22 protein-coding genes are annotated in these 25,407 nt (G+C 50.8%); 15 read left to right on the top strand and 7 right to left on the bottom strand.

The annotated features are described in order from the left end of the window. Nucleotides 1–96: 96 nt before the first annotated feature. The 4 genes from C8275_RS08155 to C8275_RS08140 all read right to left on the bottom strand — a co-directional run bounded on the left by C8275_RS08155 (nucleotide 97) and on the right by C8275_RS08140 (nucleotide 3,148). Complete coding sequence (locus C8275_RS08155) at nucleotides 97–831, bottom strand: copper resistance protein NlpE N-terminal domain-containing protein (RefSeq protein WP_106484764.1); 735 nt, start codon at nucleotides 829–831, stop codon at nucleotides 97–99. A gap of 379 nt (nucleotides 832–1,210) precedes the next feature. After that, entirely contained in the window at nucleotides 1,211–1,816 is a 606-nt protein-coding gene (locus C8275_RS08150) for a sugar O-acetyltransferase (protein WP_106484763.1), read from the bottom strand. A 326-nt stretch (nucleotides 1,817–2,142) separates the two neighbouring features. Beyond that, nucleotides 2,143–2,688, bottom strand: coding sequence for an NADH peroxidase (locus C8275_RS08145; RefSeq protein ID WP_022384132.1), 546 nt, complete (start codon nucleotides 2,686–2,688; stop codon nucleotides 2,143–2,145). Between the two features lie 49 nt (nucleotides 2,689–2,737). Further along, a complete protein-coding gene (locus C8275_RS08140; RefSeq protein ID WP_106484762.1) occupies nucleotides 2,738–3,148 on the bottom strand; it encodes a Fur family transcriptional regulator in 411 nt (136 codons plus the stop codon). Nucleotides 3,149–3,483: 335 nt separating this feature from the next. Here C8275_RS08140 and C8275_RS08135 point away from each other — a divergent pair, with 335 nt between their 5' ends. The 12 genes from C8275_RS08135 to miaA all read left to right on the top strand — a co-directional run bounded on the left by C8275_RS08135 (nucleotide 3,484) and on the right by miaA (nucleotide 17,356). Next, nucleotides 3,484–5,409, top strand: a complete 1,926-nt coding sequence (locus C8275_RS08135; protein ID WP_106625770.1) for an NAD(+) synthase — start codon at nucleotides 3,484–3,486, stop codon at nucleotides 5,407–5,409. An 84-nt stretch (nucleotides 5,410–5,493) separates the two neighbouring features. Continuing rightward, entirely contained in the window at nucleotides 5,494–6,417 is a 924-nt protein-coding gene (locus C8275_RS08130; RefSeq protein ID WP_106484761.1) for a YgcG family protein, read from the top strand. Nucleotides 6,418–6,462: 45 nt separating this feature from the next. After that, complete coding sequence (locus C8275_RS08125) at nucleotides 6,463–7,041, top strand: LemA family protein (RefSeq protein ID WP_022384136.1); 579 nt, start codon at nucleotides 6,463–6,465, stop codon at nucleotides 7,039–7,041. Nucleotides 7,042–7,070: 29 nt separating this feature from the next. Next, on the top strand, nucleotides 7,071–8,240 hold the full coding sequence (locus C8275_RS08120) for an AIR synthase-related protein (RefSeq protein WP_022384137.1): 1,170 nt from the start codon (nucleotides 7,071–7,073) through the stop codon (nucleotides 8,238–8,240). Nucleotides 8,241–8,349: 109 nt separating this feature from the next. Further along, a complete protein-coding gene (prfA, locus tag C8275_RS08115) occupies nucleotides 8,350–9,462 on the top strand; it encodes a peptide chain release factor 1 (protein WP_022384138.1) in 1,113 nt (370 codons plus the stop codon). A 31-nt stretch (nucleotides 9,463–9,493) separates the two neighbouring features. Beyond that, nucleotides 9,494–11,194, top strand: coding sequence for a DUF4153 domain-containing protein (locus tag C8275_RS08110; RefSeq protein ID WP_157948216.1), 1,701 nt, complete (start codon nucleotides 9,494–9,496; stop codon nucleotides 11,192–11,194). A 12-nt stretch (nucleotides 11,195–11,206) separates the two neighbouring features. Beyond that, nucleotides 11,207–12,031, top strand: coding sequence for an orotidine-5'-phosphate decarboxylase (gene pyrF / locus C8275_RS08105; RefSeq protein ID WP_106484759.1), 825 nt, complete (start codon nucleotides 11,207–11,209; stop codon nucleotides 12,029–12,031). 371 nt (nucleotides 12,032–12,402) lie between these two features. Further along, nucleotides 12,403–13,446 carry a UDP-3-O-(3-hydroxymyristoyl)glucosamine N-acyltransferase gene (gene lpxD, locus C8275_RS08100; protein WP_022384141.1) on the top strand — a complete coding sequence of 348 codons (1,044 nt, stop codon included), beginning with the start codon at nucleotides 12,403–12,405 and terminating at the stop codon, nucleotides 13,444–13,446. 10 nt (nucleotides 13,447–13,456) lie between these two features. Then, complete coding sequence (locus C8275_RS08095) at nucleotides 13,457–14,842, top strand: bifunctional UDP-3-O-[3-hydroxymyristoyl] N-acetylglucosamine deacetylase/3-hydroxyacyl-ACP dehydratase (protein ID WP_106484758.1); 1,386 nt, start codon at nucleotides 13,457–13,459, stop codon at nucleotides 14,840–14,842. Between the two features lie 52 nt (nucleotides 14,843–14,894). Then, entirely contained in the window at nucleotides 14,895–15,662 is a 768-nt protein-coding gene (gene lpxA, locus C8275_RS08090) for an acyl-ACP--UDP-N-acetylglucosamine O-acyltransferase (RefSeq protein ID WP_106484757.1), read from the top strand. A gap of 53 nt (nucleotides 15,663–15,715) precedes the next feature. After that, on the top strand, nucleotides 15,716–16,270 hold the full coding sequence (locus tag C8275_RS08085; RefSeq protein WP_022384144.1) for a hypothetical protein: 555 nt from the start codon (nucleotides 15,716–15,718) through the stop codon (nucleotides 16,268–16,270). A gap of 171 nt (nucleotides 16,271–16,441) precedes the next feature. Continuing rightward, on the top strand, nucleotides 16,442–17,356 hold the full coding sequence (gene miaA / locus C8275_RS08080; protein ID WP_106484756.1) for a tRNA (adenosine(37)-N6)-dimethylallyltransferase MiaA: 915 nt from the start codon (nucleotides 16,442–16,444) through the stop codon (nucleotides 17,354–17,356). 382 nt (nucleotides 17,357–17,738) lie between these two features. Here miaA and C8275_RS08075 read toward each other — a convergent pair whose 3' ends face one another. Next, a complete protein-coding gene (locus tag C8275_RS08075) occupies nucleotides 17,739–19,949 on the bottom strand; it encodes a S9 family peptidase (RefSeq protein ID WP_106484755.1) in 2,211 nt (736 codons plus the stop codon). A 203-nt stretch (nucleotides 19,950–20,152) separates the two neighbouring features. Here C8275_RS08075 and C8275_RS08070 point away from each other — a divergent pair, with 203 nt between their 5' ends. After that, nucleotides 20,153–21,094 carry a TIGR01212 family radical SAM protein gene (locus C8275_RS08070; protein WP_106484754.1) on the top strand — a complete coding sequence of 314 codons (942 nt, stop codon included), beginning with the start codon at nucleotides 20,153–20,155 and terminating at the stop codon, nucleotides 21,092–21,094. A gap of 11 nt (nucleotides 21,095–21,105) precedes the next feature. Further along, nucleotides 21,106–22,305, top strand: coding sequence for an FprA family A-type flavoprotein (locus C8275_RS08065; protein WP_106484753.1), 1,200 nt, complete (start codon nucleotides 21,106–21,108; stop codon nucleotides 22,303–22,305). A gap of 93 nt (nucleotides 22,306–22,398) precedes the next feature. Here C8275_RS08065 and C8275_RS08060 read toward each other — a convergent pair whose 3' ends face one another. Both C8275_RS08060 and C8275_RS08055 read right to left on the bottom strand, forming a co-directional pair. Next, nucleotides 22,399–23,322, bottom strand: coding sequence for a FimB/Mfa2 family fimbrial subunit (locus C8275_RS08060; protein WP_157948215.1), 924 nt, complete (start codon nucleotides 23,320–23,322; stop codon nucleotides 22,399–22,401). A gap of 13 nt (nucleotides 23,323–23,335) precedes the next feature. Then, nucleotides 23,336–25,063, bottom strand: a complete 1,728-nt coding sequence (locus C8275_RS08055; RefSeq protein WP_157948213.1) for a transglutaminase domain-containing protein — start codon at nucleotides 25,061–25,063, stop codon at nucleotides 23,336–23,338. A gap of 81 nt (nucleotides 25,064–25,144) precedes the next feature. Here C8275_RS08055 and C8275_RS08050 point away from each other — a divergent pair, with 81 nt between their 5' ends. Further along, a complete protein-coding gene (locus C8275_RS08050) occupies nucleotides 25,145–25,381 on the top strand; it encodes a hypothetical protein (protein ID WP_106484750.1) in 237 nt (78 codons plus the stop codon). The last annotated feature ends 26 nt before the right edge of the window (nucleotides 25,382–25,407 follow it).

The raw sequence follows: 25,407 nt of genomic DNA, 5'->3' as shown, positions 1-25,407 counted from the left end.
ACTGCCACTATCAAGCTCATAGTGGCAGTCGCTATTGTTTGGTTAACTCCCTAATCGTATTCTTCCTTACAAAACTGGAAGTCGACTAGACTTGATTCACTCCATCTTTTTAAGCGAGTAATCCAGTCCAGAACCGGGCATTTCAAAGCGTTCATTCAAAAGTGTCAGCGTCTTACCATCCTTACCGCACAGAAAGTTGAAGGCATCCTCTCCGTCGTCAGATACAAGCCTCCACACCGTAGCGTCGTTATTGGAAGGCATACCACGCTGAGTGTATCTCCTGCCCAGACAAGTATAAACCGCATCTTTGCCCTCCTCGGCTTCCAGGTAAGTGAGTTGCAAATAGAATTGTCCGTCTCCACTGTATTCCCTGTGGCGAACATACAACTGATAGCTGATGCCTGGACCATCGGCAGCAGGAAGTGCCCCTGCATAATGCACCTCAACCCAATTTCCCAAGTTCTCGTCATTATCATTTTGAGACTGTTTGAACAACAGTTTTCCCCTTTGGCTGACAGTCCAACACCCATCTGCGAAGCTCAGATTCCTGGTGTCATCATCCTCAATGTTCCACACATGCGCCCCAGTAGGCAACGTACGACGTTCCAGCCTTTCTTTTGTCCCGCTACCGGATTCGTACAAGTCGGCATACAGCGAGTCCTTACTGAAAAGGACATAAGTCGGATGTCTATCTCCACTGACAGATTCCGTCCGTATGCCTTCCCGGAACAACTGCAAATCCAAGTTACAGGGAGTCTGGCTCTCACGTCCTCCACAAGCATACAGCGCCGACACAAAGAGGCTTGCCACTAACAAATTTACTTTCTTCATAAATCTATTCCTTTATCCGATTTATAAACATCACTACAAAGTTATCAATTTTATCTCGGGTCTTATACGTCTCCGTTTCTTGTTTTCATCAAAGAAAACGCGTACTTTTACAGTACCTCTATCAGCCATCGGTTGTCGCCATCCGGATGCCCTATCCACCTCCTCAAACTACCGTCTTGAGCAAAACCCTGTAACCCTCTTACGCATCTCCCCTATAAGATTTTCTGTAAACACCTGTTACTATTAGCGTAACTCCTGTTTTAGGGATGCTCATCTCACCACTGCCTTTTCGCGCAAAGCGGTACCAGGGAGATGAGCTTCTCGTCACAAGGAGATGCGCATGTCGGCACAGGAAGATGCGCATACACTCACCACCGATTTACTGAGGCGCCAGCAAGCTCTTAAGATGCCGGATGACCCGACATGGGTTTCCGACAGCTACGCAATTGGCAGGGATGGAACGGGTCACTACACTTCCAGCGCCAATAACTGAATTTTTTCCGATAGTCACCCCCGGCAACAGTATCGCCCCACCACCTATCCATACACCGTCTTCAATTCTGACAGGGCGGGCTATGGTATAGCAGATGTCGTCGCCTTCCTGCCAATCCCAGACCATCCGTTCATGCACATCCGTGGAATGTGTGGCAGTGTATATTTGCACATTGGACGCTATCAGCACATTATCCCCAATCTCAATGCGATGGTTATCCACGAAGGTGCAGTTCATATTGATTATCACTTTATTGCCTACAAAGATATTCTTTCCGTATTCGCAATGGAAATCGATATCGACATGAACTCCTTTTCCCACACTCCCCAGCATTTCACGCAGTAATTCCTGTTTCCGCCCGTTATCGGCATAATCTGTGGCATTGAACTGTGCCAACAGACGCCTTGTCCGTAAAATCATTTCTACTATTTTCGGGTCTTTCCCTCCGTTGAAAGGCTCACCCGCCATGCACTTCTCCAGTTCGGTTTTCATTATCAGTATTATATTAGTGATTGATTATCCATGATTGTAAAATAGTTCTGTAACATGAACTGTTATGACAAACTTACAAAAAACAGAATCCGCCTTTTAATGTGTGTCAGTTAAATAATGTGAGGCACAAGAACGATGATTTGTTAAGGTTTACAAATCATGGAAATGCAAAATCAGGAGGTTCCGGCTATGACTTTGGAAGCATCTATTTAAGAGTTTTATATGTTACCTGTTGGCAGAAAATTAATACTCATGCCGAGCATACAACAGAAAAAGGGAGACCCCTCAAACGGAAGCCTCCCTTTCTACAAATAAGGAAAGTATTATTATTTCTTGAAGTATCTGTTGTACAGTCCTTCGAAACCTCTACCATGACGAGCTTCGTCACGAGCCATTTCATGAACAGTATCATGGATAGCATCGAGGTTCAACTCCTTAGCACGCTTAGCGATACGGGTCTTGTCAGCGCAAGCACCGCTTTCAGCGTTCATACGTTTCTCCAAGTTGGTCTTGGTGTCCCATACGCAGTCACCCAGCAATTCAGCGAACTTAGAAGCGTGTTCAGCCTCTTCCCATGCAAAGCGCTTGAAAGCCTCAGCAATTTCAGGATAGCCTTCACGATCAGCCTGACGGCTCATAGCCAAATACATACCAACTTCTGTGCATTCACCCATGAAGTGAGCGTTCAAGTCCTTAATCATCTCTTCGTCGCAACCTTTAGCTACGCCTACAGTGTGCTCGGAAACAAATTCCAAAGCGGAATCATTCATTTCCTTGAACTTTGAAGCCGGAGCCTTACACATCGGACACTGAGCAGGAGCTGCATCACCTTCATAAATGTAACCACATACGGTGCAAATAAACTTTTTCATAATCAATTTGTTTTAATAAGTTAGTCAATAAAATATCTTAATTCAATAATTACCTACAATCCTTGCAAATACCTTTAAAGTATTGATGAACTTCCGTTATCTCATTTCCATCAACCTGGACACCCAGCAAGGCATCCTCGTGATTTTGTAAGGGCATATCATAAATCTTGCCACACTTTTTGCAAAGGAAATGAGCATGAAGGCTCATATCACCATCGAAACACGCATTATGTTCGTCAATTGTCAGCATTCGCACGGCACCATGTTCTACAAAAAGCTTCAACGTGTTGTAGACCGTTGTGCGTGAGAGTGTCGGAAACTTCGGACTTAATGCATTATAGATTTCATCCACACTCGGGTGTGTGAAATGAGTCATCATATAATCCATGATTGCCATCCGCTGTACCGAAGGCTTCACCTCGTGCTTAATCAGATTGTCATAGACTACACTAGATTTCATCTTTCAAGTTTGTAATTGTTTCATTCTCGTTTTCGCTGCAAATGTAAAACTATTCGGCATTGCCTGCAAATAGTTCGCCCCTGTTTTTATCATCTTTAACCTTCTTTGATTTTTTGATGTACATGTAAACTTATTTGGACTCTTTTGCATCACCGAAACAGGGGATGAACCAAGCAAAATAAACAGAGCGCTCCTGATCGGATTCCAGAACAAAAGATGAGACGAACCGCCTCACCTTTGCCAATTCGCTCGAAAGAGCGATTTTAGAAAAGGTAGATTAACTCCCCTTCAAACGAAACTTCTTATCTTTGCACCAACCAATATCAAGTATGAATATGAATTATGGATTTGTAAAAGTAGCAGCAGCCATACCTAGTGTCAAGGTTGCTGACTGCCATTATAATACACAACAAATTATCCAGCAATTGGACGAAGCTGAAAAAGCCGGGGTCGAGATTGTTATCTTTCCGGAGCTGTCAATTACCGCTTATACCTGTGCGGACCTGTTTGCACAACAGCTTCTGTTGGAAGAAAGTATCAAAGCACTTCAACAGCTCGTAAACGCCAGTCGGGATAAAGAGGTGATATGCATGGTTGGACTGCCATTGGAGGTAAATGCATCCTTATTCAATTGCGCCGTCGTCCTGCGTCATGGTAAAATCCAGGGAGTGGTCCCCAAGATTTATTTACCGAACTATAAAGAGTTCTATGAGATGCGCTGGTTTGCGTCCGGACTGCATTGCGACAGTAACATCACCCTCTGCGGACAAGAAGGCATCCCGTTCAGCCCCTATCTCCTTTTTGATACACCTTCGTGCAGGTTTGGTATCGAAATTTGTGAAGATATGTGGGCAACGATTCCACCCAGCTCACAGCTAGCCTTGGAAGGCGCTGACATTATCTTCAACATGTCGGCAGATAATGAAGGAACAGGGAAACACAACTATGTGCGTTCGCTCATCTGCCAACAGTCAGCACGTTGTCTCGCCGGCTACGTGTTTGCTTCCTGTGGCTTTGGAGAATCGACAACCGACGTCGTATTCTGTGGCAACGGACTGATTTATGAAAATGGCTCCCTGCTGGCATCATCACAGCGTTTCTCCTTGGAGCCTCAACTGGTTGTCAGCGAAATTGATGTGGAGCGTTTGCGGAACGAACGCCGTATAAACACCACATTTGCTGCTTGCCGTGCCGCCAATCACCTGCGGACATACCGTCACATAACCCTGGACGGACCTGCTCCCCGTCCTGTTTCTCTGACCCGCTTCGTAGAGCCGCACCCGTTTGTGCCTTCGGGAAAAGAGTTGGACGAACGCTGCGAAGAAATCTTTGCAATCCAAGTATCCGGTCTTGCCAAACGGTTGCTACACACCCATTGCCGGACAGCTGTTATCGGAATCTCCGGAGGGTTGGACTCTACATTGGCCCTGTTGGTTGCCACCCGCACATTCGACAAGCTTGGCTTTGACCGGAAAGGCATTATCGGAGTCACAATGCCCGGCTTCGGAACTACGGACCGCACCTACAACAACGCCATCCACCTGATGGAATCGTTGGGAGTGACCATCCGTGAAATCAGCATCAGAGAGGCATGCATCCAACACTTTCAGGACATCGGGCAGGATATAAACAACCACGATGTGACTTATGAAAACGGGCAAGCTCGTGAACGCACCCAGATCCTCATGGATGTAGCAAACCAGATGAACGGACTTGTTATCGGTACCGGAGACCTGTCCGAACTCGCTCTAGGCTGGGCAACCTATAATGGAGACCACATGTCCATGTATGCTGTCAATACCAGCATTCCCAAGACCCTGGTCAGACATCTGGTTGTATGGGTAGCGGAGCATGATGTTGATGCGACCTCACGCACAACCTTGTTGGATATTGCCGATACGCCTATCAGCCCCGAACTGATTCCTGCCGACGAACATGGCAACATCAAACAGAAGACCGAGGATCTGGTGGGTCCCTATGAACTGCATGACTTTTTCCTCTATCAGTTTTTCCGCTTCGGCTTCCGTCCCGCCAAAATCTACTATCTGGCACAAATAGCCTTCGGTACACATTATGACAATGAGACGATCAAAAAATGGCTGAAGACTTTCTGCCGACGCTTTTTCTCCCAACAATTCAAACGTTCCTGCCTGCCGGATGGTCCTAAAGTGGGTTCCGTCGTCTTGTCTCCACGCGGCGATTGGCGTATGCCCAGCGACGCATCATCTGCATTGTGGCTCGAAGAGTGTGAGAATCTCTAATCCTTATATACATTATATATTCTGTAAAACAAAAGAAACGTAAGTACTGATAACCTACGAAAGATTTCGTACTTTTGCAGCTATATGAAGAAAACAATCATTACCTGCTTCGTCTGTTGTCTGCTTGGACTCGTAAAGGGATGGGCTCACCCCTATCAGGTGAGCGAAATACCCATGGTGCATTTGCAGGACCGTACACGCTATGTATCCAATCCCGACCAGATTTTGTCCGCTTCCACCGTTAGTTCCATTGACAACATCCTGTACGCCTTGGAGCAACGCACCGGCATTGAAACACTGGTTGTTGCTGTCAAGGAAATTGAAGGAGGAGACTGTTTTGAGTTCGCCCTGCAACTCGGCAAACAGAATGGCGTAGGAAAAAAACAGACAGATAATGGGTTAGTCATCCTTCTGGTGACAGAAGAACGCTGCATCCAGTTTGTCACCGGCTACGGCTTGGAAGGGATTCTACCGGATGCCATCTGTAAACGCATCCAGAATCGCTTTATGAATACTCCTTTCAGTCAAGGCGACTGGGACAACGGTATGCTGGCCGGCATCCGGGCGATTGATTCCTATCTGAAGGATTATCAGGACGGAACTGAGCAACGGGCAGAAACAGATTCGATGGCAGACCTCTACCCTCTCCTTTTTGCAGCCCTGGTCATACTGCTTTTCTGTTTCTTCGCTTATCGCCGCATGCGGCGCAAAAGCCAATGTCCACATTGCAAAAAGCATACCTTGTATCGGAGTGACTCACGTCTCATTTCCAATGTCCATGGCATACGCCGGGAAGAAGTGGTCTATACCTGTTCAAACTGCGGTTATACGGTCGTACGTGAAGAAGAATCACGAGACGACCGTCACGACGGTTTCGGAGGTGGACGCGGAGGAGGTCCCATCATCTTTGGTGGGGGTCTGTTCGGAGGTCGCGGAGGTGGCGGCTTCAGCGGTGGCAGCTTTGGTGGAGGAAACTTTGGCGGAGGAGGAGCCGGCTCCAAATTCTAGAAACAATAAACAGCAACAATCCATACATCTAAAATAAAGAAATCTATGAAACGTATCATGAGACTAGCATTGATTCTTATCTGTGCACTGACACTGAGCAGCTGTGGGTACAACAGCATGGTTGAAAAAGAAGAAGCCGTGAATACCGCATGGAGCAATGTGGAGAACCAGTATCAACGTCGTGCAGATTTGATCCCTAACCTGGTGAATACAGTAAAAGGCTATGCCTCCCACGAACAGGAAACCTTGGAATCTGTCGTCAATGCACGCTCCAAGGCTACTCAGATTACCCTGAATGCCGACGAACTGACACCGGAAAAGCTGAAAGCCTATCAAGCAGCCCAAGGGGAAGTTGGCAGTGCACTCAGCCGTCTGCTTGCTGTTACCGAGAATTATCCGGAATTGAAAGCCAATGAGAATTTTCAAGAACTACAGGCTCAGCTGGAAGGTACAGAAAATCGCATCAGCGTAGAGCGCCGTAACTTCAACCAGGTAACTCAGGATTACAACACCTATATCCGTAAGTTCCCGAACAACCTGTTTGCCGGAATGTTCGGTTTTGACAAGAAACCTTATTTTGAAGCAGAAGCCGGTAGTCAAAAAGCACCGGAAGTAAAATTTTAAATGAAACAACTTAACTAACAATATCCGATATGAGTAACCAACGTTATATGATGAGAGGCGTATCTGCGTCCAAAGAAGACGTGCACAACGCCATTAAGAACATTGACAAAGGTATTTATCCGAAAGCTTTCTGTAAAATTATACCAGATATCTTGGGCGGAGACCCTGAATATTGCAACATCATGCATGCTGACGGTGCCGGGACCAAATCATCCTTGGCCTACCTCTATTGGAAAGAGACCGGCGACCTGAGTGTGTGGAAAGGCATTGCACAGGATGCCTTGATCATGAACATCGACGATTTACTCTGTGTGGGTGCAGTCGACAACATCCTGGTATCATCTACCATCGGACGCAACAAGCTATTGGTTCCGGGAGAAGTTATCTCAGCCATTATCAATGGCACGGATGAGCTGCTCGCCGAATTGCGTGAAATGGGTGTCGGTGTATACGCCACCGGAGGTGAAACGGCTGACGTCGGGGACCTGGTGCGCACCATCATTGTTGACAGTACGGTTACCTGCCGTATGAAACGGAGCGATGTCATCAATAATGCGAACATCCGTCCGGGTGATGTCATTGTAGGCCTGGCTTCCTACGGACAAGCCACCTATGAGAAAGAATACAACGGTGGCATGGGCAGTAACGGATTGACGTCGGCACGGCACGATGTCTTTGCCAAATACCTGGCAGAGAAATATCCGGAAAGCTATGACAAGGCTGTGCCTGAAGACCTCGTCTATTCAGGGAAGCTGCGCCTCACAGACCCGGTAGAGGGAAGTCCGCTCGATGCCGGAAAGCTGGTACTTTCTCCCACCCGCACGTATGCACCGGTCGTAAAGAAGCTGTTGGATGCACTGCGTCCGGAGATTCATGGCATGGTACACTGCTCAGGTGGAGCACAAACCAAGGTGCTGCACTTCGTGGAAAATGTACGCGTCGTGAAAGATAACCTCTTCCCGGTACCTCCTTTGTTCAAGACCATCCAGGAGCAAAGCGGTACAGACTGGGCTGAAATGTATAAGGTCTTCAACATGGGACATCGTCTGGAGGTTTATCTTGCTCCGGAACACGCTGAAGAAGTCATTGCCATCAGCAAGAGCTTCAACATTGATGCACAAGTCATCGGACGCATCGAAGAAGGAAACGGTCAAACCGAATTGGTCATTAAGAGCGAATTCGGAGAGTTCAGATACTAACCAACGGACTTTCCGGAAAACAAGTTGATGGGGATATGGCCCGGGAACAGGCAAAACAAATCCTCATCAACTTAACGACTTGTAAACTCATAAATCCACCAACCTGCCTATGACTGATAACAACACTTTACTGGAAAAGTTAGATGGTTTAGTATCCCGCTTTGAGGAGGTCTCTACCTTGATCACAGACCCGTCTGTAATCGCGGATCAGAAACGCTATGTGAAGCTTACAAAGGAATACAAGGAACTGGGCGACCTGATGAAAGTGCGTAAAGACTATGTGCAATGTTTGAACACCCTGGACGAAGCCAAGCAGCTCCTGCTCACTGAGGATGACCCGGAGATGAAGGAGATGGCGCGTGAGGAAGCGTCCGCATGCGAAACCCGCATACCCCAATTGGAAGAGGAAATCAAACTTCTGCTGATTCCTGCCGACCCGCAAGACGACCGCAATGCCATCCTGGAAATACGTGGTGGCACGGGAGGCGACGAAGCAGCAATCTTTGCCGGAGACCTCTTCCGCATGTATGCCAAGTATTGTGAACGAAAAGGATGGAAGATGGAGATATCCAGTTTCACGGAGGGTTCTGCCGGTGGCTACAAGGAGATTATCTGTTCCATCTCGGGAGAGAAGGTCTATGGCACACTGAAGTATGAGTCGGGAGTTCACCGCGTACAACGGGTACCGGCTACAGAAACACAGGGACGCGTACATACATCGGCTGCTTCCGTGGCAGTGCTGCCCGAGGCCGAACCTTTTGACGTGGAAATCAACGAAGGGGAAATCAAATGGGATACTTTCCGCAGTGGCGGTGCCGGCGGACAGAATGTGAACAAGGTGGAGTCGGGCGTACGCCTCCGCTATAACTGGAAGAATCCCAATACGGGTGTGGTGGAAGAAATCCTGATTGAATGTACGGAAACACGTGACCAACCTAAAAATAAGGAGCGGGCACTGGCTCGTCTGCGCACATTCATCTACGACCGCGAACACCAAAAGTACATTGATGACATCGCGTCCAAACGCAAGACCATGGTATCGACGGGCGACCGCTCTGCCAAGATACGTACCTACAACTATCCGCAAGGGCGTATTACCGACCATCGCATCAACTATACCATCTACAACCTCGCTGCATTCATGGATGGCGACATACAAGACTGCATCGACCACCTGATTGTGGCAGAAAATGCGGAACGCCTGAAAGAGAGCGAGCTCTAACCCAATCTTTAATCTACCCTTGCCCCTCACCATGAGACTGTTTACATTCCTTTCGCACAACCTGGGAGATGCTTTTCGCAACTGTGTCACGCGTTTCCCGATTACGGTATGCTTTGCCTTGGCACTGACGGCATACCTGTGCCATCTCGTAGCCACAGAAGCCTGGATGACAGCTGACCGGCTGGTTTTCATCATGGGCTATTATCTGTCCGTAGGGACTCTCCTTTCACTCAGCCTTCATCTATGGGGAGAGGAGGTCCGTCGCACGGCGGTCCGTTATGGAGTGTTTGTTGCGATGCAGCTCTTATTGGTGGCGGATGCTTTCTTCCTCTATTACAAGGCGCATGAGGCAAACTCCATTGACATCGGCATCGCCCATGCTGCCGGTGTGTTGGCCATCGGAATATCCGTTTTCTTCCTGCCGTTCTTCCGGGAGAAGGACGATATTCTCTCCTGGAATTTTGCACAGAACGCCATCGGCACACTTGCCGTGTCTTTGGTCGTGGGTATCCTCATGAGTGCAGGACTCTGCCTGCTCACCCTCTCCCTGCAGCAACTTTTCGGAGTGGAGGTCAGCCGGAAGAGTTATCTATACATCTTGATTGTCGGTCTGGAACTACTGCCGATACTCCTCTTTTTAGGACAGCTTCCACGAGGGGAACAAAAACACGATCGTACGCCCTACCCGACTGCATTTCTAAAAGGCACAATCTATTATTTGTTTCTTCCGCTGGCCGGTGCCTACCTGCTCGTCCTATATGTCTATGCCTGTACGATTCTCTTCCGCTGGGAACTGCCTGACGGATGGGTCTCATGGCTTGTAGTGACACTGATGGCTGGCTGCATCGCCATCGAATTCAGCCTTTACCCGATGCGGCTGAAAGAGAACCGGCGGAAGGACCATTTGATTGCCCTCCTGCTGCCGGCACTGGTACTGCCTCTGTTGCTGTTGATGACTATCGGCATCATCCGCCGTTTCAACGATTATGGCATCACGCTCAACCGCCTCTATCTCGTCACCCTCAATGTCTGGTTCTATCTCGTCTGCATCGGGTTGATAGTGACTCGCGCCCGACGCATCAGCTGGATTCCCATATCCTTCTCCGTCATCTTTTTGCTGACGTCCGTATTGCCGGTCAACTATGCAGGCATCACCCGGCATACCCTACATAAGGACATCCGGGACGCCATGCAACACAGTGGAGCAAACAAGCTACCCCTCAACCAAGAAGAATATGATGAATGGGTACAGACCTTACCTTCCTCCGAACAGGAGCTGGTCAACGCAAAGCTAAAATACCTCATTGACTGGTTCGGACAGAGCAGCGTGGATGACCTGGTCCAGCACAAGGTCTATCCGAAAATGATTCAGATAGAAGGTATGGACCTGTCCGCCTCCGACAGACGGGATTTGATGAGCTACTACTCGAAAAGCGACACACACAATGTACCATCCGGCTATCGTCTCTGCACCCCGACGGAAGGCAAACTTGCAGAGGAGCAAGGTACGACCGGAGTGCTGACGGTCACATTGCATCATCCTGACGACATTGTCAACATTCCGCTGGAGACACTGAGTCGTGTCAACCGTAACGAAAGCGCCATGCCGGTCTCTTTCAGGACGCAGCGAGGCAACGTCTTTGTCCTGACAACCTTCCAGCTCTATCTGACAGACGGAAAGCCGGAAAAGGGCAATTGCAACTTCAAAGGCTATCTCTACCATAACGAATAAACACTTATCAAAATGAACAAGCAAGAATTATTTGAGAACATCAAGCGCAAACAGTCATTCCTCTGTGTGGGCTTGGACACTGACATCAAGAAGATTCCTGAACACCTGTTGCAGGAAGAAGACCCGATCTTCGCTTTCAACAAAGCGATCATTGACACCACGGCTCCCTATAGCATCGCCTACAAACCCAATCTGGCTTTCTATGAATGTCTGGGAGTAAAAGGATGGATTGCCTTTGAGAAGACCATCCAATATATCAAGCAGCAGTATCCCGACCAGTTCATCATAGCAGATGCCAAGCGGGGCGACATCGGCAACACATCGACCATGTATGCCAGTTCTTTCTTTGACGAGCTGGATATCGATTCCGTCACCGTGGCTCCTTACATGGGCGAAGACAGTGTCAGCCCTTTCCTTGCCTACAAAGGGAAATGGGTCATCCTGTTGGCTCTGACTTCCAACAAGGGTTCACACGACTTTCAGCTGACAGCTGATGCCAACGGGGAACGTCTCTTTGAGAAGGTGCTTCGCGTTTCCCAACAATGGGGCAATGATGAAAACATGATGTATGTAGTCGGTGCGACACAAGGCCGCATGTTCGAGGATATCCGCCGTGTAGCTCCCAACCACTTCCTGCTTGTTCCCGGCATCGGTGCACAAGGAGGCTCTTTGGAGGAAGTCTGCCGCTACGGCATGAACAGTACCTGCGGTCTCATCGTCAACTCCAGCAGAGCCATTATCTATGCCGACAAGACAGAGAACTTTGCCCGGGTAGCAGCAGAGAAGGCACATGAAGTACAACAGCAGATGGCTGAACAACTGAAACAAATCTTATAAGTCTCCTCAAAAGGACTTATCCAACCATACCCAAGGCTTCCGGGGAATGAAAGGGACAAAAGCTGACAAGCGAAAGTCTACTTCATTCCCCGTCCTCTTTTCTACATGCCGGACATGTCCCATGCTCATACCCTTATCCCAAATCAGTCTTTAGACTTTAGGATTGGAGGCTGTTACGGCTCTCAGAAATTATCTTTTTAATAGCATCTGCTGCCCGTTTACGGCTAAAAAACCGTACAAAAGTCTGCCGAAACGACGGTAATACGAAAAAAAATTGCGTAATTTGCAAGCTAATGAAGAGCTGATTGTCTACACAATCCTTTTCATTTGAACACATAAGAAACAACAATAAAGATATAAAAGACTAGCTTATGGAATTCTCAGCAAAGCAAATTGCAGAATTTATTCACGGAGTCATCGTCGGAGACGAAAATGCCACAGTTCACACCTTCGCCAAGATTGAAGAAGGGGTGCCCGGGGCCATCTCTTTCCTCTCCAACCCCAAATACACCCACTACATTTATGAAACCAAGTCGACCATCGTCCTGGTCAACAAAGACTTTGAACCCGAAAGACCCGTCAACGCTACACTCATAAAAGTAGACAATGCCTACGAGAGTGTCGCCAAACTGCTCACTTTGTATGAGATGAGTAAGCCGAAGAAGACTGGCATCCACCCGTTGGCCTGCATCGACCCGACAGCCAAAATCGGGAAGGACGTCTATATCGATGCCTTTGCCTATGTCGGCGCCAATGCCGTCATCGGCGACGGGGTAGCTCTCCATCCACATGCGACCGTATGTGAGAACGCTGTCATCGGCGAAAACAGTATCCTTTATCCGAATGTCACCGTATACCATGACTGCCGCGTCGGCAAACGGTGCATCCTTCATGCCGGAAGTGTGGTAGGCGCCGACGGATTTGGTTTTGCGCCCTCGCCTGAAGGCTACGAGAAGATTCCTCAAATCGGTATCGCCATGCTGGAGGATGATGTGGAAATCGGCGCCAATACGTGCGTGGACCGTGCCACCATGGGAGCAACCATCGTACACAAGGGAGTCAAGCTGGACAACCTGATCCAGATAGCCCACAATGTGGAAGTGGGAAGCCACACCGTGATGGCATCTCAAGTCGGTATCGCAGGCTCTACCAAGGTGGGCGAATGGTGCATGTTCGGCGGGCAAGTCGGACTGGCAGGACACATCCGCGTGGGTAACCACGTGAATATCGGTGCACAGTCGGGCATTCCCGGCACCGTGAAAGGTGACAACCTCACCATCATGGGTAGCCCCGCCATCGATGCCAAGCAATTCTTCAAGAGTTCGGTCATCTATAAAAAACTCCCCGACATGTATCAGACACTGAACCGAATGGAGAAGGAAATTGAAGAACTGAAGAAACAATTAAACAAATAAGCATAGACCCATGTTGAAACAGAAAACACTTAAAGGCAGCTTCTCCCTCTGCGGAAAAGGACTGCACACCGGTCTGAACCTGACAGTGACATTCAATCCTGCGCCGGACAATCATGGCTATAAAATCCAACGCATCGATGTGGAGGGACAACCCATCATCGATGCTGTCGCAGAAAATGTGACTGAAACGACACGAGGCACCGTACTCTCCAAAAACGGAGTAAAGGTCAGCACCGTTGAACATGGATTGGCAGCCCTTTATGCTGCCGGCATAGACAACTGTCTCATCCAGGTTAACGGACCCGAATTTCCCATCCTCGACGGTAGTGCCAAGACCTATGTGGAAAACATTGAACGTGTCGGTATCGAAGAGCAGAATGCCGTAAAGGATTACTATATCATCAAATCCAAAATCGAGTACAAGGATGAGACCACCGGGTCGTCCATCATCGTCCTGCCGGATGAGAACTTCAGCGTGAACGTCCTGATTTCCTACGACTCGCAAATCCTGTCGAACCAGTTTGCCACACTGGACAACATGAGCGACTTCCCCAAGGAGATTGCTTCCAGCCGCACCTTCGTGTTCGTCCGCGAAATACAGCCGCTGCTTGCTGCCGGACTCATCAAGGGAGGCGACCTCGACAATGCCATTGTCATCTACGAACGGCAAATGCCTCAAGAACAGTTTGACAAGCTCGCCGACATCATGAAGGTGGAACACCACGACGCCACCAAGGTGGGCTACCTGAACAACAAACCGCTCGTATGGCCGAATGAACCGGCACGCCACAAGCTGCTCGACATCATCGGAGACCTTGCACTCATCGGCAAACCCATCAAGGGACGCATCATCGCAACCCGTCCCGGACACACCGTCAACAACAAATTCGCCCGTCTGCTCCGCAAGGAAATCAAACAGCACGACATCCAGGCACCGGTCTACAACTGCAACGAGACCCCCATCATGGATGTGAACCGCATCCGCGAACTTCTTCCCCACCGCTACCCATTCCAACTGGTCGATAAGGTGATTGCCATCGGCGCCAACTACATCGTCGGTGTGAAGAACATCACAGCCAACGAGCCTTTCTTCGTCGGCCACTTCCCCCAGGAACCGGTCATGCCGGGAGTACTCCAAATCGAGGCGATGGCACAGGTCGGCGGTCTGCTGGTACTGAACTCAGTGGATGAGCCGGAACGCTATTCGACTTACTTCCTGAAAATCGACAACGTGAAATTCCGCCAGAAGGTCGTTCCCGGCGACACCCTGCTGTTCCGGGTAGAACTGCTCGCCCCCATCCGCCGTGGCATCTCGACCATGAAAGGTTATGCTTTCGTCGGAGAGAAGGTGGTCTGCGAGGCTGAATTTATGGCACAAATCGTAAAGAACAAGTAACACACAGGCATCCCAACGTGCCTGATTCCTCATATTTATCAGTATACATTTTATGATAAGTCCATTAGCATACATTCATCCTGAAGCAAAGATTGGTGAGAATGTGGAAATCGGTCCATTCGTTTTCATCGACAAGAACGTGGTGATCGGCGACAACAACGTCATCATGTCCAATGCCAACATTCTCTATGGTGCACGCATCGGCAACGGGAACCGCATCTTCCCGGGAGCCGTGATCGGCGCCATTCCTCAAGACCTGAAGTTCCGTGGCGAAGAGACCACAGCCGAAATCGGCGACAACAACACCATCCGTGAGAACGTGACCATCAACCGCGGAACGGCAGCCAAAGGACGTACCATCGTCGGTAGCAACAACCTCCTGATGGAAGGCGTACACGTGGCACACGACGCCCATGTGGGCAACGGCTGCATCATCGGCAACTCCACCAAGATGGCGGGAGAAATCATCATCGACGACAACGCCATCATCAGTGCCGCCGTCCTGATGCACCAGTTCTGCCGCGTAGGTGGCTACACCATGGTGCAGGGTGGTTCCCGCTTCAGCAAGGACATTCCCCCGTTCATCATTGCCGGACGCGAGCCCATCACGTATGCCGGTATCAACATCGTCGGACTCCGCCGCCGCGGCTTCTCCAACGAACTGATTGAGAACATACACAATGCCTACCGCATCATCTACCAGAGCGGACTGAATGTAACCGACGCTTTGGCAAAAGTGGAGACAGAAGTGCCGATGAGCAAAGAGATTGAATACATCATCTCGTTCATCAAAGAATCACAACGAGGTATAATCAGATAAGCCCAACTCAGCCACTCGGGTTATCCCGGGCAGGCAACTAAAAACTATTCATCATGATTTACAGATTTACCATTGTCTCCGACGAGGTGGATGATTTCGTCAGAGAAATCAAGATAGACTCCGATGCCACGTTCCTTGACTTCCACAAAGCCATCCTGGCATCGTGCGGCTACAAAGACGACCAGATGACCTCCTTCTTCATTTGCGATGAAGACTGGGAGAAGGAAAAAGAGGTGACTCTCGAAGATATGGGAACCAGCTCTGACGAGGATGCCTGGATCATGAAAGACACCCGCCTGAGCGACTTGGTGGAGGAAGAGAAGCAACGCCTGCTCTACGTGTTCGACCCGCTGACGGACCGTGTCTTCTTCATCGAACTGAGCGAGGTCCTTCCGGGCAAGAGCCTGGACAAACCGGTCTGCTCGCGCAAGCATGGCACCGCCCCCAAGCAGTCGGTCGACTTTGATGAAATGGCAAAGAACAATGCCTCCAACTCACTGGACCTCGACGAGAACTTCTACGGCGACCAGTCGTTCGACCCGGAAGAATTCGACCCCGACGGGTTCGAGATGGACGGCGGAAACAGCAACGACTACGACCGCTACTGATGCCGACGGCTGCCCTCACGCCGACACCGTGAGAGAGCGTGCAACCCCGGTCCAACACCTAGAGGCACAAAAGCACAGAGAGCCTTTCCCGGAAAGCCATTCTCCCTGTGTCTTTGTGCCTCTCTTGCAATCACCCTGACGACAACACCCTTTTTATCAGACACAGACTTCATGAAACACCTCATCGTCCTCATCGGACCCACCGGCGTAGGCAAAACCGAACTCAGCCTCTCCATCGCTGAACGCTACCACTCCCCCATCCTGTCGTGCGACTCCAGACAGCTCTATGCCGACCTGAAGATTGGTACGGCAGCCCCTACGCCCGAACAGCTGGCGAGGGTAAGGCATTATTTCATCGGGACGCTGCAACTGACTGATTACTACAGTGCCGCCCAGTATGAAGCCGACGCGATGCAACTCATGGCGGAGCTGTTCCAACAGCACGACGTGTTGCTCATGACCGGAGGCTCCATGATGTACGTAGATGCCGTATGCAAGGGAATCGATGACATACCGACGGTGGATGCGGAGACACGCGCCCAGGTCATGGAGCACTACGCCGAGGTCGGGCTGGAGGGACTCTGCGGCGAACTGAAGCTGCTCGACCCGGAATATTATGCCATCGTGGACCTGAAGAACCCCAAGCGGGTCATCCATGCGCTGGAAATCTGTTACATGACCGGACGCACCTACACCTCCTACCGGACGCAAGGCATCAAGCAACGCCCCTTCCGCATGATAAAAATCGGATTGCGGCGCGAGCGCGAGGAGCTGTATGACCGCATCAACCGCAGGGTCGACCAGATGATTGCCGACGGACTGGTGGAGGAAGCCCGCCGGGTCTATCCCTACAGACAGCTGAACTCCCTCAACACCGTGGGATATAAAGAGCTGTTCAACGTCTTCGACGGGACATGGGACCTGCCGTTCGCCATCGAGAAAATCAAGCAGAACTCCCGCATCTATTCCCGGAAACAGATGACCTGGTTCAAGCGTGACCCGGAAATCTGCTGGTTCCACCCGGACGAGAAGGATGCCATTCAAACGCATATCGAACACCATTTGAATGCCGTTAAATCCGAATAACCACCACCTCACACCCCCTGTTCCATACCATCATTGACGGACCGGAAGCACCTGACGCACTTGCTCCCGGAGGATAAGCGTTGTCCAAGCCCTGGAGAGACCTCGTCAAAGCCGTACCTTGACAGACCAAAGTATTATACTTAGGTAGGCTAAGTATAATACTTAGGGTGCCTAAGTATTATACTTTGGTCCGTATAAGCCCGGCTTGTATCCCATCTATCCCGCACTTGCATGACGTCTGTCCCGGGCATGGATGCGCGTTCGCCCACGGGCAGTCCGGGAAGGACCCGGGATGCGTCCGTCCTAAAAAACATCCACGGACGAGGAGGCACACTGTCCATCCCCGTCCGTGGAGTAAGCATAACGGAACTGAAGCCGGATTTTACTTCAGGTTCTCAATGAAATAGTCGGCAATGAGCGAATAGACATGCAGACTGGTATTACCACCGTTGATGCTGTGATTGCGGTTGGTGTAGACGTGCATGTCAAACTGAATATTCGCCTGCACCAGCGCCTCGCTGTATTCGGCGGTATTGCGGAAGTGGACGTTGTCGTCCGCTAGTCCGTGAACCAGCAGGAGCTTGCCGTGCAGGTTGCCTACACGCTCCAGGGCCGAAGACAGCCGGTAGCCTTCCGCATTCTCCTTCGGCGTACGCATGAAGCGCTCGGTATAGACGGAATCATAGTAACGCCAGCAGGTGGGAGGTGCCACTGCCACACCGACGGCAAACACCGGCGTGCCCTCGCTCAGCGACATCAGTGTGTTATAGCCTCCGTAGCTCCATCCCCAGATGCCGATAGCCTCCTTTTTCACGTAAGGCAGCGATGCCAGGTACTTGGCAGCCTCCACCTGGTCGTGCGCCTCCTGGACACCCAGCTTCATGTAGGTACACTTCTCAAAGGCAGCCCCGCGTCCGCCGGTTCCACGTCCGTCGACACAGACACAGATGAAGCCCTGCTCTGCCATGTACTGTTCCCACAGGCATCCGTTGCCACGGCTTCCGTTGCTCCAGCTGTCAGTCACCATCTGCGAACCCGGTCCGCTGTACTGGTACATGACCACCGGATACTTCCTGGAAGCATCAAAGTCAGCGGGTTTCACCATCCAGCCGTTCAGGGTCGTGCCGTCGGACGTCCGGAAGGTGAACAGCTCGCGCTTCCCAAGATTCAAGGCTGCCAGACGGTCCTTCAGTGCCTGATTGTCAACGAGCGTCGTCAGCAGCTTGCCCTTGTTGTCATGCAGCGTGATGAGCAGCGGGGTATCCAGGTTCGTGTACGTGTTCATGAAGTAACGCAGGTCGGCACTGAAGATGGAGTTGTTCGTTCCACGCTGCTGGCTCAGCTTCGTCTTGCGACCCTTGGCATCCACCTTATAGACAGCCGTGCAAAGCGGACTCTCTTCATTGCTCTCATAGTAGAACACGTTGTTCTTGCGGTCCCAGCCGATGAAGGATGTCACCTCGAACTCGCCTTTGGTCACCTGACGCAACAGGTTCCCGTTCAGCGAATAGAGATACAGGTGGTTGAAACCGTCGCGCTCGCTCATCATCACAAACGAATCGTCGTAGAAATGCAGGTCCGCGTACGCCGATTCCTTGATGTACTGGGGAGCCTCGTCGCGCACCAGGAGGCGGCAGACACGCGAACGCGGGTTTGCCATGTAGATTTCAAAACGGTTCTGATTGCGGTTGAGGGTCGTGATAATCAAGCCGTCGGGGTCGTCGGTGAACTTGATGCGGGGCACATAGCCGTCTTTGTCCAGCGGAAGTTCCATCTGACGGATGACGTGGCTCTTGATGTCATACGTCTGCACGGTCACCTCGGAGTTCCGTGCACCTGCCACCGGGTATTTGTAGGAATACTCTCCCGGATACTCGGCATACTGCTCATAGGCGGGAGCCATCCCCTGGTAGAGGGGGAACGAGAACAGGGGGACCTTCGTCTCATCAAAGCGGATGAACGCAATCATCTTGCTGTCGGCACTGAAGTCGAACGCCCGGTTGTAGCCGAACTCCTCTTCATTGACCCAGTCGGGAATGCCGTTGAGCACCTCGTTGAACTTGCCGTCCTTTGTCACCTGCGACTCGCTGTTGTCGAACAGGAGTTTCACCAGGAAGAGGTTGTTGTCGCGCACAAAGGCAATGTTGTTTCCGTCGGGTGAGAACAGGGGGACCTGCTGCGGACCGTTCTCTGAAAGCGGCTCGAGCGTGTTGTTCCGCACGGAATAGATATAATATTCCGCCGTGAACGAACGGCGGTAAATGGGACGCGTCTTGGTCTGAATCAGGATGCGGCTTTCATCGGGGGACATGATGTAGCCGTCAAAGCTTTCCAGCTTGACATTCCGGGCTGTAGCCACATCGAACAACGTGCCCACCTCTTTGCCATCCTTGAAAGAGTACTTCACTATGCGCTTGCCGTCGGGACTGATCTGTGCATAGTGTTCACCATCAAGCAGCGGATTCACACCGTAGATGCGTTGCGCTGCATACTTTCCTGACACTACGTCCCGCATCTCCAGCTTGTCAGCAGCCCGTAGCAACGGCGCCGCACAAGCCAAAAAGAGAGCCAATAAAATCGTTAGTTTTTTCATATAATAGGTTAATTATAGTATCCGATGCCGCAAATGTAAAGCTTTCACCGGTTATTTCCACTTCTTTTTCGTATTTTTGTACCCACTTTATGAGACCTGATGTCAGCAAGAGTTTGTTCTACAGCCCACAGACCAGTCAACAGACAGGCAAGGCTTTAGTATGAATGCACAAAGGCAACCCACCACAAACACAATGATACGACATGGAATCATCTCTTCTCTACAATGACCTGAATGTCTTCCTGGGAAGGCGCTTCAAGGAGAAAGTACAGAAAATCTCATTGAATGCCGGTTTTTCCTGTCCGAACCGGGACGGGACTGTCGGACACGGAGGGTGCACCTACTGCAACAATCAGACCTTCAATCCTGCCTATTGCCGGACGGACAAGTCCATCACCGCCCAGCTGGAAGAGGGGAAAGCCTTCTTCTCCCGCAAATATCCCCACATGAAATACCTCGCTTACTTCCAGGCTTACACCAACACGTATGCTGCCGTTGAGGAGCTGAAGGCCAAATATGAAGAGGCCCTCGCCGTCGAGCAGGTCGTCGGTCTGGTCATCGGAACCCGCCCCGACTGTATGCCCGACTCACTGCTGGAGTACCTGAGCGAGCTCAACCGACGGACCTTCCTCCTTGTCGAATATGGCATCGAGAGCACCAGCGACGTGACCCTGAAACGCATCAACCGCGGGCATACCTTCGAGACGGCCCGCGAAACCGTGGAACGTACCGCCCAGGCCGGCATAGCCACCGGTGCACACGTCATCCTCGGGCTGCCCGGCGAAGGGCATGAGGAGCTGATGGAGCAGGCACGCATCCTCTCCCGTCTGCCTCTGACCACCCTGAAGATGCACCAGCTGCAACTCATCAGAGGGACACGCATGGCGCATGAATACAGCCAGTCTCCGTCAGACTTCCACCTGTATACGGCAGACGAGTATGTCGAGCTGGTGATTGACTACATCGAGCGGTTGCGCCCCGACCTGATACTGGAACGCTTCGTCTCCCAGTCCCCCAAGGAACTGCTGATTGCTCCCGACTGGGGCATCAAGAACCATGAGTTCACGGAACGGGTCAAGAAGCGGATGCGGCAACGGCAGACATGGCAGGGAAGACTTTATGAAGCAAAACAAATAACCCTATAACACAAACAACAATGATAACCCTAAAAGGAAAAGTACATTATGTCGGCGTAAACGACCGCATCAAAACCCTATTCGAAGGCTTGTGGCCATTGCCTTATGGAGTGACTTACAACTCCTACCTGATTGCTGACGAGAAAGTAGCGCTCATCGACACGGTCGATGCGAACTATTTCGACCTCTTCCTCGATAAAATCAAGGAGGTCATTGGTGACCGCCCCATCGACTACCTGATCATCAACCACATGGAGCCCGACCACTCCGGTTCCATCCGCCTGCTCCGCCAGTTCTATCCGGAACTGACCGTCGTGACGAACAAGAAGGCACTTGAGATGGTGAAAGGCTATTACGGGACTGCTTCTTCATCCAAGGTCATCGACGAAGGTGACACGCTGGAGCTGGGGCACCATGTACTCCGCTTCCACATGATTCCCATGGTGCACTGGCCCGAGACAATGGTCTCTTATGACCTGACCGACCACATCGTTTTCAGCGGGGATGCCTTCGGATGCTTCGGCGCACTCAACGGCACACCGCTCGACTATCAGATGGACCCGACCATCTACTGGAGTGAGATGGAACGCTACTACTCCAACATCGTCGGCAAATACGGTTCACCGGTACAGCGTGCCCTGCAAAAGCTGAAAGACCTGGAAATCGACATGATTTGTGCAACCCACGGTCCGGTGTGGACCGGCGAGAATGTGCCCCGTGTCATCAGCGTGTATGACCGCCTGAGCCGTTATGCCACGGAAGAAGGAGTGGTTATAGCCTACGGTTCCATGTATGGCAACACGCAGCAGGCAGCCGAAGCCGTAGCAGAAGAACTGTCGCGCGAAGGCATCCGCAAAGTGGTGCTCCATGATGTGGCACGCACGAACCACTCGTTCATCCTTGCCGACATCTTCCGTTACAAAGGCATCATCCTGTGCGCCCCCACATACAATGCCTCCATCTTCCCGCAGATGGAGATGCTCATGAGCGAAATCGAGATGCGAGGCATCAAGGACCGTTACCTGAGCTATTTCGGCTCCTTCTCCTGGGCTTGCCATTCGGTCAAACGGTTGGCTGCATTCAGTGAAAAGGTAGGTTTCGAGGTTGTAGGCAATCCGGTCGAGATGAAGCAGGGGCTGATGCCGGATACCCGCAAGGCATGTGAAGCCCTGGCACGAGCCATGGCAGACCGGCTGAAGATGGACCGTCAACCGGCTTAAGTCTTCCCGTACCAAAAGATAAAGGGTGTGTCAAAAGCAACGTTCCAAGAATCGCTTTTGACACACCCTCTTTCTTATGCCCGGACTGCCCGGCTACTTATCCAGATCCAGTGTGATGGAAGTCACCTGGTTGGGGGCGATAGTCAGCCCCTTCAGGGAAACCTCCTTGTTGAACAAGTTACCGTTGGCGCCGGTGAGATAGGTGCACATGAGCCAAGGAGCCTGCTCGCCTTCATAATCCGCCAACGTCGGCAACATGAAGAAACGGGTGCGATAAGTACTTCCCTCCTCTTCCCAGTTGATGGGCGCATTGCCATAGCCGATATTCTTGGTCCAGAAATATCCCGTACCGTTGGTCTGCGACCAGTCGAAAGCCACCTTGCCATCCACACTCAGCGTATTGCCAGCATATCCGTCCGGAATCATCAGTGTCACTCCCAGCAAATCGAAATGCTCGTCGCTGCACTTCACTTTCAGGTCGACCATACCGACCTGCCGTTGCAGCTCTACACTGAAAGACGTTCCCGCCTCCGTACCCTCCACCACGAACGTGTGCTGTGCATAGAACAGCTCACGACGCACCGGCTGGAAACGGATGTTCCGGAACCAGACAGCAGAATCCGAGTCTATCGCCTGCACTTCCTCGTTCACATGGATGAAACCCTCGTTAAGTCCCTCTCCCAATACATACAAATGATACGTTCCCAGCGGAAGGGTAAGATTCAGGGACGTGAACCCGGGAAGTTCCTCCGCAGTCACGGTGTCGTGCTCCAGCATGTTCCCCTCACAATCCGTCAAGACATAATGGAGGCGATAAAGCAATTCCTGAATGGTGCTCCCCTGTACGTCGTCAACCCCTCGCGAGGCCACCTCCCCATAGTATGCCTGTACCGGTGAAAAACGGACGGTCACCCGTGTACCTTCACTCGTTCCATCATTGCCTTGCCACATCTCCTCATTTTCCTGGCATGCAACCAACAGGCATGCCATGCATAAATAATATAGAATACGTTTCATACGTGAATCATTTTTATTGTTCGGTAATATCAAGTGGATAATCTTCAGAGCTGATTGTAATGCCTTCCGGCGTAAGATTCAAGTCATGCAGCACTCCAAACGTAGCAGCCGACTTCAGGAAGTTGTCATATCGCACCACATCCGAACCGGCAGTCATGCCGTCATCGAACGTCGGGTCTGCGTAATAATACTTGCCGTCGATGCGTACAATGTTCCAGGCATGATTCACCGGTATGTTGCCGTTCGGATAGGCATTTCCGGTCATGTAAATAGCCTGCAGACCGACACGCTGGCACAAGTACTGGTAAGCGCGGGCATAGCCTTCACAGACAATCTTACGCAGTCCGAAAGCACCGTAGAGATTGCCGGCTGAACCTTCCATCTGACCGTAAGTCACGTATTTCAGCAGCTCTTCATAACAATACTTCGCTTTGCCATATTCATCCAATCCCTCCGGCATCCGGTCAATGATGGCATTCGAAGCATCCAGAACAGCCTTATACTTGAACACGTAATCTTCGTAGGGGTACGCAAAGCGCAATGTAATCCAAGTCTTATAAGTACCGTGGTTTGCGACCGATGACAAGTGGAAGAGTGAAGGCAGATCATAGGTCACGGCATTGGAGAGTTCCGTGATTTCCGTCCGCTCCAGCTCCATCGGCACCGGAATGGTCACGCGTGCCAGCGCACTGCCTCCGTCATCAAATGCCACAGCTGCCTTCAATACCTCCAGGTAAGCCGCCTGTTGCGCCTCATTCAGCAATCCATAATAGTAGTAGACGTCCATATCCGGCCAAAGCTCATCACCCGGAATGAAACTGGGCACATCCGCAGCCCCCAGCTCCATGGATATCACTTCGCCCCACTCCACAACCGGAACAAAAGCCGGCATCAATTCTCCAGTCTCGTTCCATGACATGGCAGACAGGTCCACATGCAGACATTGGTTCTTCTTTACCTGGAAGCCAATCTCATCCAACGACACCTTGCAGTCCACTGCCTCCCCCTTCTGTGTAGTCACATAGACATGCAATACGGCACCGGAGGCCGCAGGCTCTTCCATAGGCAGCATATAGAACACTTCCGGGACTGCCCATTTCCGTGGAGTTGCCTCCGTTCCCTTCACCAGGGTCCCATCCCGCAATATCGCCAGGCTCAACTTGTCCTCGGGAACTTCCAACGCCAAAGAATCTATTGTAACGGTTTCTCGGTCGGGCAACTCGATCGACACCTGTCCGACCGCACGTTCCAAATCCAACTGTCCGGCATTCGCTGCCGACAAGGTTGCCACCCCATGAAACAAATCCGTCTGTTGCAATTCGCCGTCCACATCCGTCTTCCATACTACAGTACGTGGATCTATCATTTGCTCCGTCCGTGTAGGATTAACGAGAGTAGCCGTCATGCCACCGTCCGCAGCGGTCTCCCTTACTGCCATGGCATACACCTGATAAGTGTCTTTAGCCGACAAGTTCAATTGAAAAGCCCTGGATGCCAAGGCCGACGGGTCCAGACTTGCAACCCCCTGTTCCGCTCCCTCTATCGGAACCAGTTCACCTGTAGTTGAGTTCCACACCAAGTAGTCAAAAGACGTCAATTCATCCAATGCGACGTCACTTCCCTCTCCAGTAGACAATCCAACAGCCATACTAACCGGACGCAATGCGTTGTCATCATCGGAACAGGAAACGACTCCTCCCCAAGCGAGAAAGAGCATGCTCCAAACCAGCATTTTTTTCATGTCTCTATCATTTTAAAATTAATACTATGCAACGAATGTCTCTCTTGCATTCGTCTCTTCATGCTTCTTAAAGACGATTCAATGGAAAAAAAGGGTTACAAGATGACGCCTTTTTCACCCGGAAGCGCAAAATACCATGTCAACAAACACCCCACAACAACCGTCACAGACAATCATCAAAAAGAAACCTGTACCGACGATTCGGGTAACAAAATCAAGCAAAAAGAAGATTTACGCGAACAAACGTCTGGAGAGACTTGTCCCCATCCCACCCTGACTTCAGGTATAAAATACAGCCGGACGGAAAGCTTCATTTGACATTTTGACAAAATGACATTCCACCA

Origin of the sequence: Bacteroides sp. Marseille-P3684 (assembly GCF_900291465.1) — a bacterium.
In the GTDB taxonomy this organism is placed as follows: domain Bacteria; phylum Bacteroidota; class Bacteroidia; order Bacteroidales; family Bacteroidaceae; genus Phocaeicola_A.
This window is presented reverse-complemented; position numbering and strand designations above follow the sequence as displayed.

Excerpts from the sequence above, each read along its gene's own strand:
- C8275_RS08155 (WP_106484764.1), bottom strand. The coding sequence starts at position 831 with ATGAAGAAAGTAAATTTGTTAGTGGCAAGCCTCTTTGTGTCGGCGCTG.
- C8275_RS08150 (WP_106484763.1), bottom strand. The coding sequence starts at position 1,816 with ATGAAAACCGAACTGGAGAAGTGCATGGCGGGTGAGCCTTTCAACGGA.
- C8275_RS08145 (WP_022384132.1), bottom strand. The coding sequence starts at position 2,688 with ATGAAAAAGTTTATTTGCACCGTATGTGGTTACATTTATGAAGGTGAT.
- C8275_RS08140 (WP_106484762.1), bottom strand. The coding sequence starts at position 3,148 with ATGAAATCTAGTGTAGTCTATGACAATCTGATTAAGCACGAGGTGAAG.
- C8275_RS08135 (WP_106625770.1), top strand. The coding sequence starts at position 3,484 with ATGAATTATGGATTTGTAAAAGTAGCAGCAGCCATACCTAGTGTCAAG.
- C8275_RS08130 (WP_106484761.1), top strand. The coding sequence starts at position 5,494 with ATGAAGAAAACAATCATTACCTGCTTCGTCTGTTGTCTGCTTGGACTC.
- C8275_RS08125 (WP_022384136.1), top strand. The coding sequence starts at position 6,463 with ATGAAACGTATCATGAGACTAGCATTGATTCTTATCTGTGCACTGACA.
- C8275_RS08120 (WP_022384137.1), top strand. The coding sequence starts at position 7,071 with ATGAGTAACCAACGTTATATGATGAGAGGCGTATCTGCGTCCAAAGAA.
- prfA (WP_022384138.1), top strand. The coding sequence starts at position 8,350 with ATGACTGATAACAACACTTTACTGGAAAAGTTAGATGGTTTAGTATCC.
- C8275_RS08110 (WP_157948216.1), top strand. The coding sequence starts at position 9,494 with ATGAGACTGTTTACATTCCTTTCGCACAACCTGGGAGATGCTTTTCGC.
- pyrF (WP_106484759.1), top strand. The coding sequence starts at position 11,207 with ATGAACAAGCAAGAATTATTTGAGAACATCAAGCGCAAACAGTCATTC.
- lpxD (WP_022384141.1), top strand. The coding sequence starts at position 12,403 with ATGGAATTCTCAGCAAAGCAAATTGCAGAATTTATTCACGGAGTCATC.
- C8275_RS08095 (WP_106484758.1), top strand. The coding sequence starts at position 13,457 with ATGTTGAAACAGAAAACACTTAAAGGCAGCTTCTCCCTCTGCGGAAAA.
- lpxA (WP_106484757.1), top strand. The coding sequence starts at position 14,895 with ATGATAAGTCCATTAGCATACATTCATCCTGAAGCAAAGATTGGTGAG.
- C8275_RS08085 (WP_022384144.1), top strand. The coding sequence starts at position 15,716 with ATGATTTACAGATTTACCATTGTCTCCGACGAGGTGGATGATTTCGTC.
- miaA (WP_106484756.1), top strand. The coding sequence starts at position 16,442 with ATGAAACACCTCATCGTCCTCATCGGACCCACCGGCGTAGGCAAAACC.
- C8275_RS08075 (WP_106484755.1), bottom strand. The coding sequence starts at position 19,949 with ATGAAAAAACTAACGATTTTATTGGCTCTCTTTTTGGCTTGTGCGGCG.
- C8275_RS08070 (WP_106484754.1), top strand. The coding sequence starts at position 20,153 with ATGGAATCATCTCTTCTCTACAATGACCTGAATGTCTTCCTGGGAAGG.
- C8275_RS08065 (WP_106484753.1), top strand. The coding sequence starts at position 21,106 with ATGATAACCCTAAAAGGAAAAGTACATTATGTCGGCGTAAACGACCGC.
- C8275_RS08060 (WP_157948215.1), bottom strand. The coding sequence starts at position 23,322 with ATGAAACGTATTCTATATTATTTATGCATGGCATGCCTGTTGGTTGCA.
- C8275_RS08055 (WP_157948213.1), bottom strand. The coding sequence starts at position 25,063 with ATGAAAAAAATGCTGGTTTGGAGCATGCTCTTTCTCGCTTGGGGAGGA.
- C8275_RS08050 (WP_106484750.1), top strand. The coding sequence starts at position 25,145 with ATGGAAAAAAAGGGTTACAAGATGACGCCTTTTTCACCCGGAAGCGCA.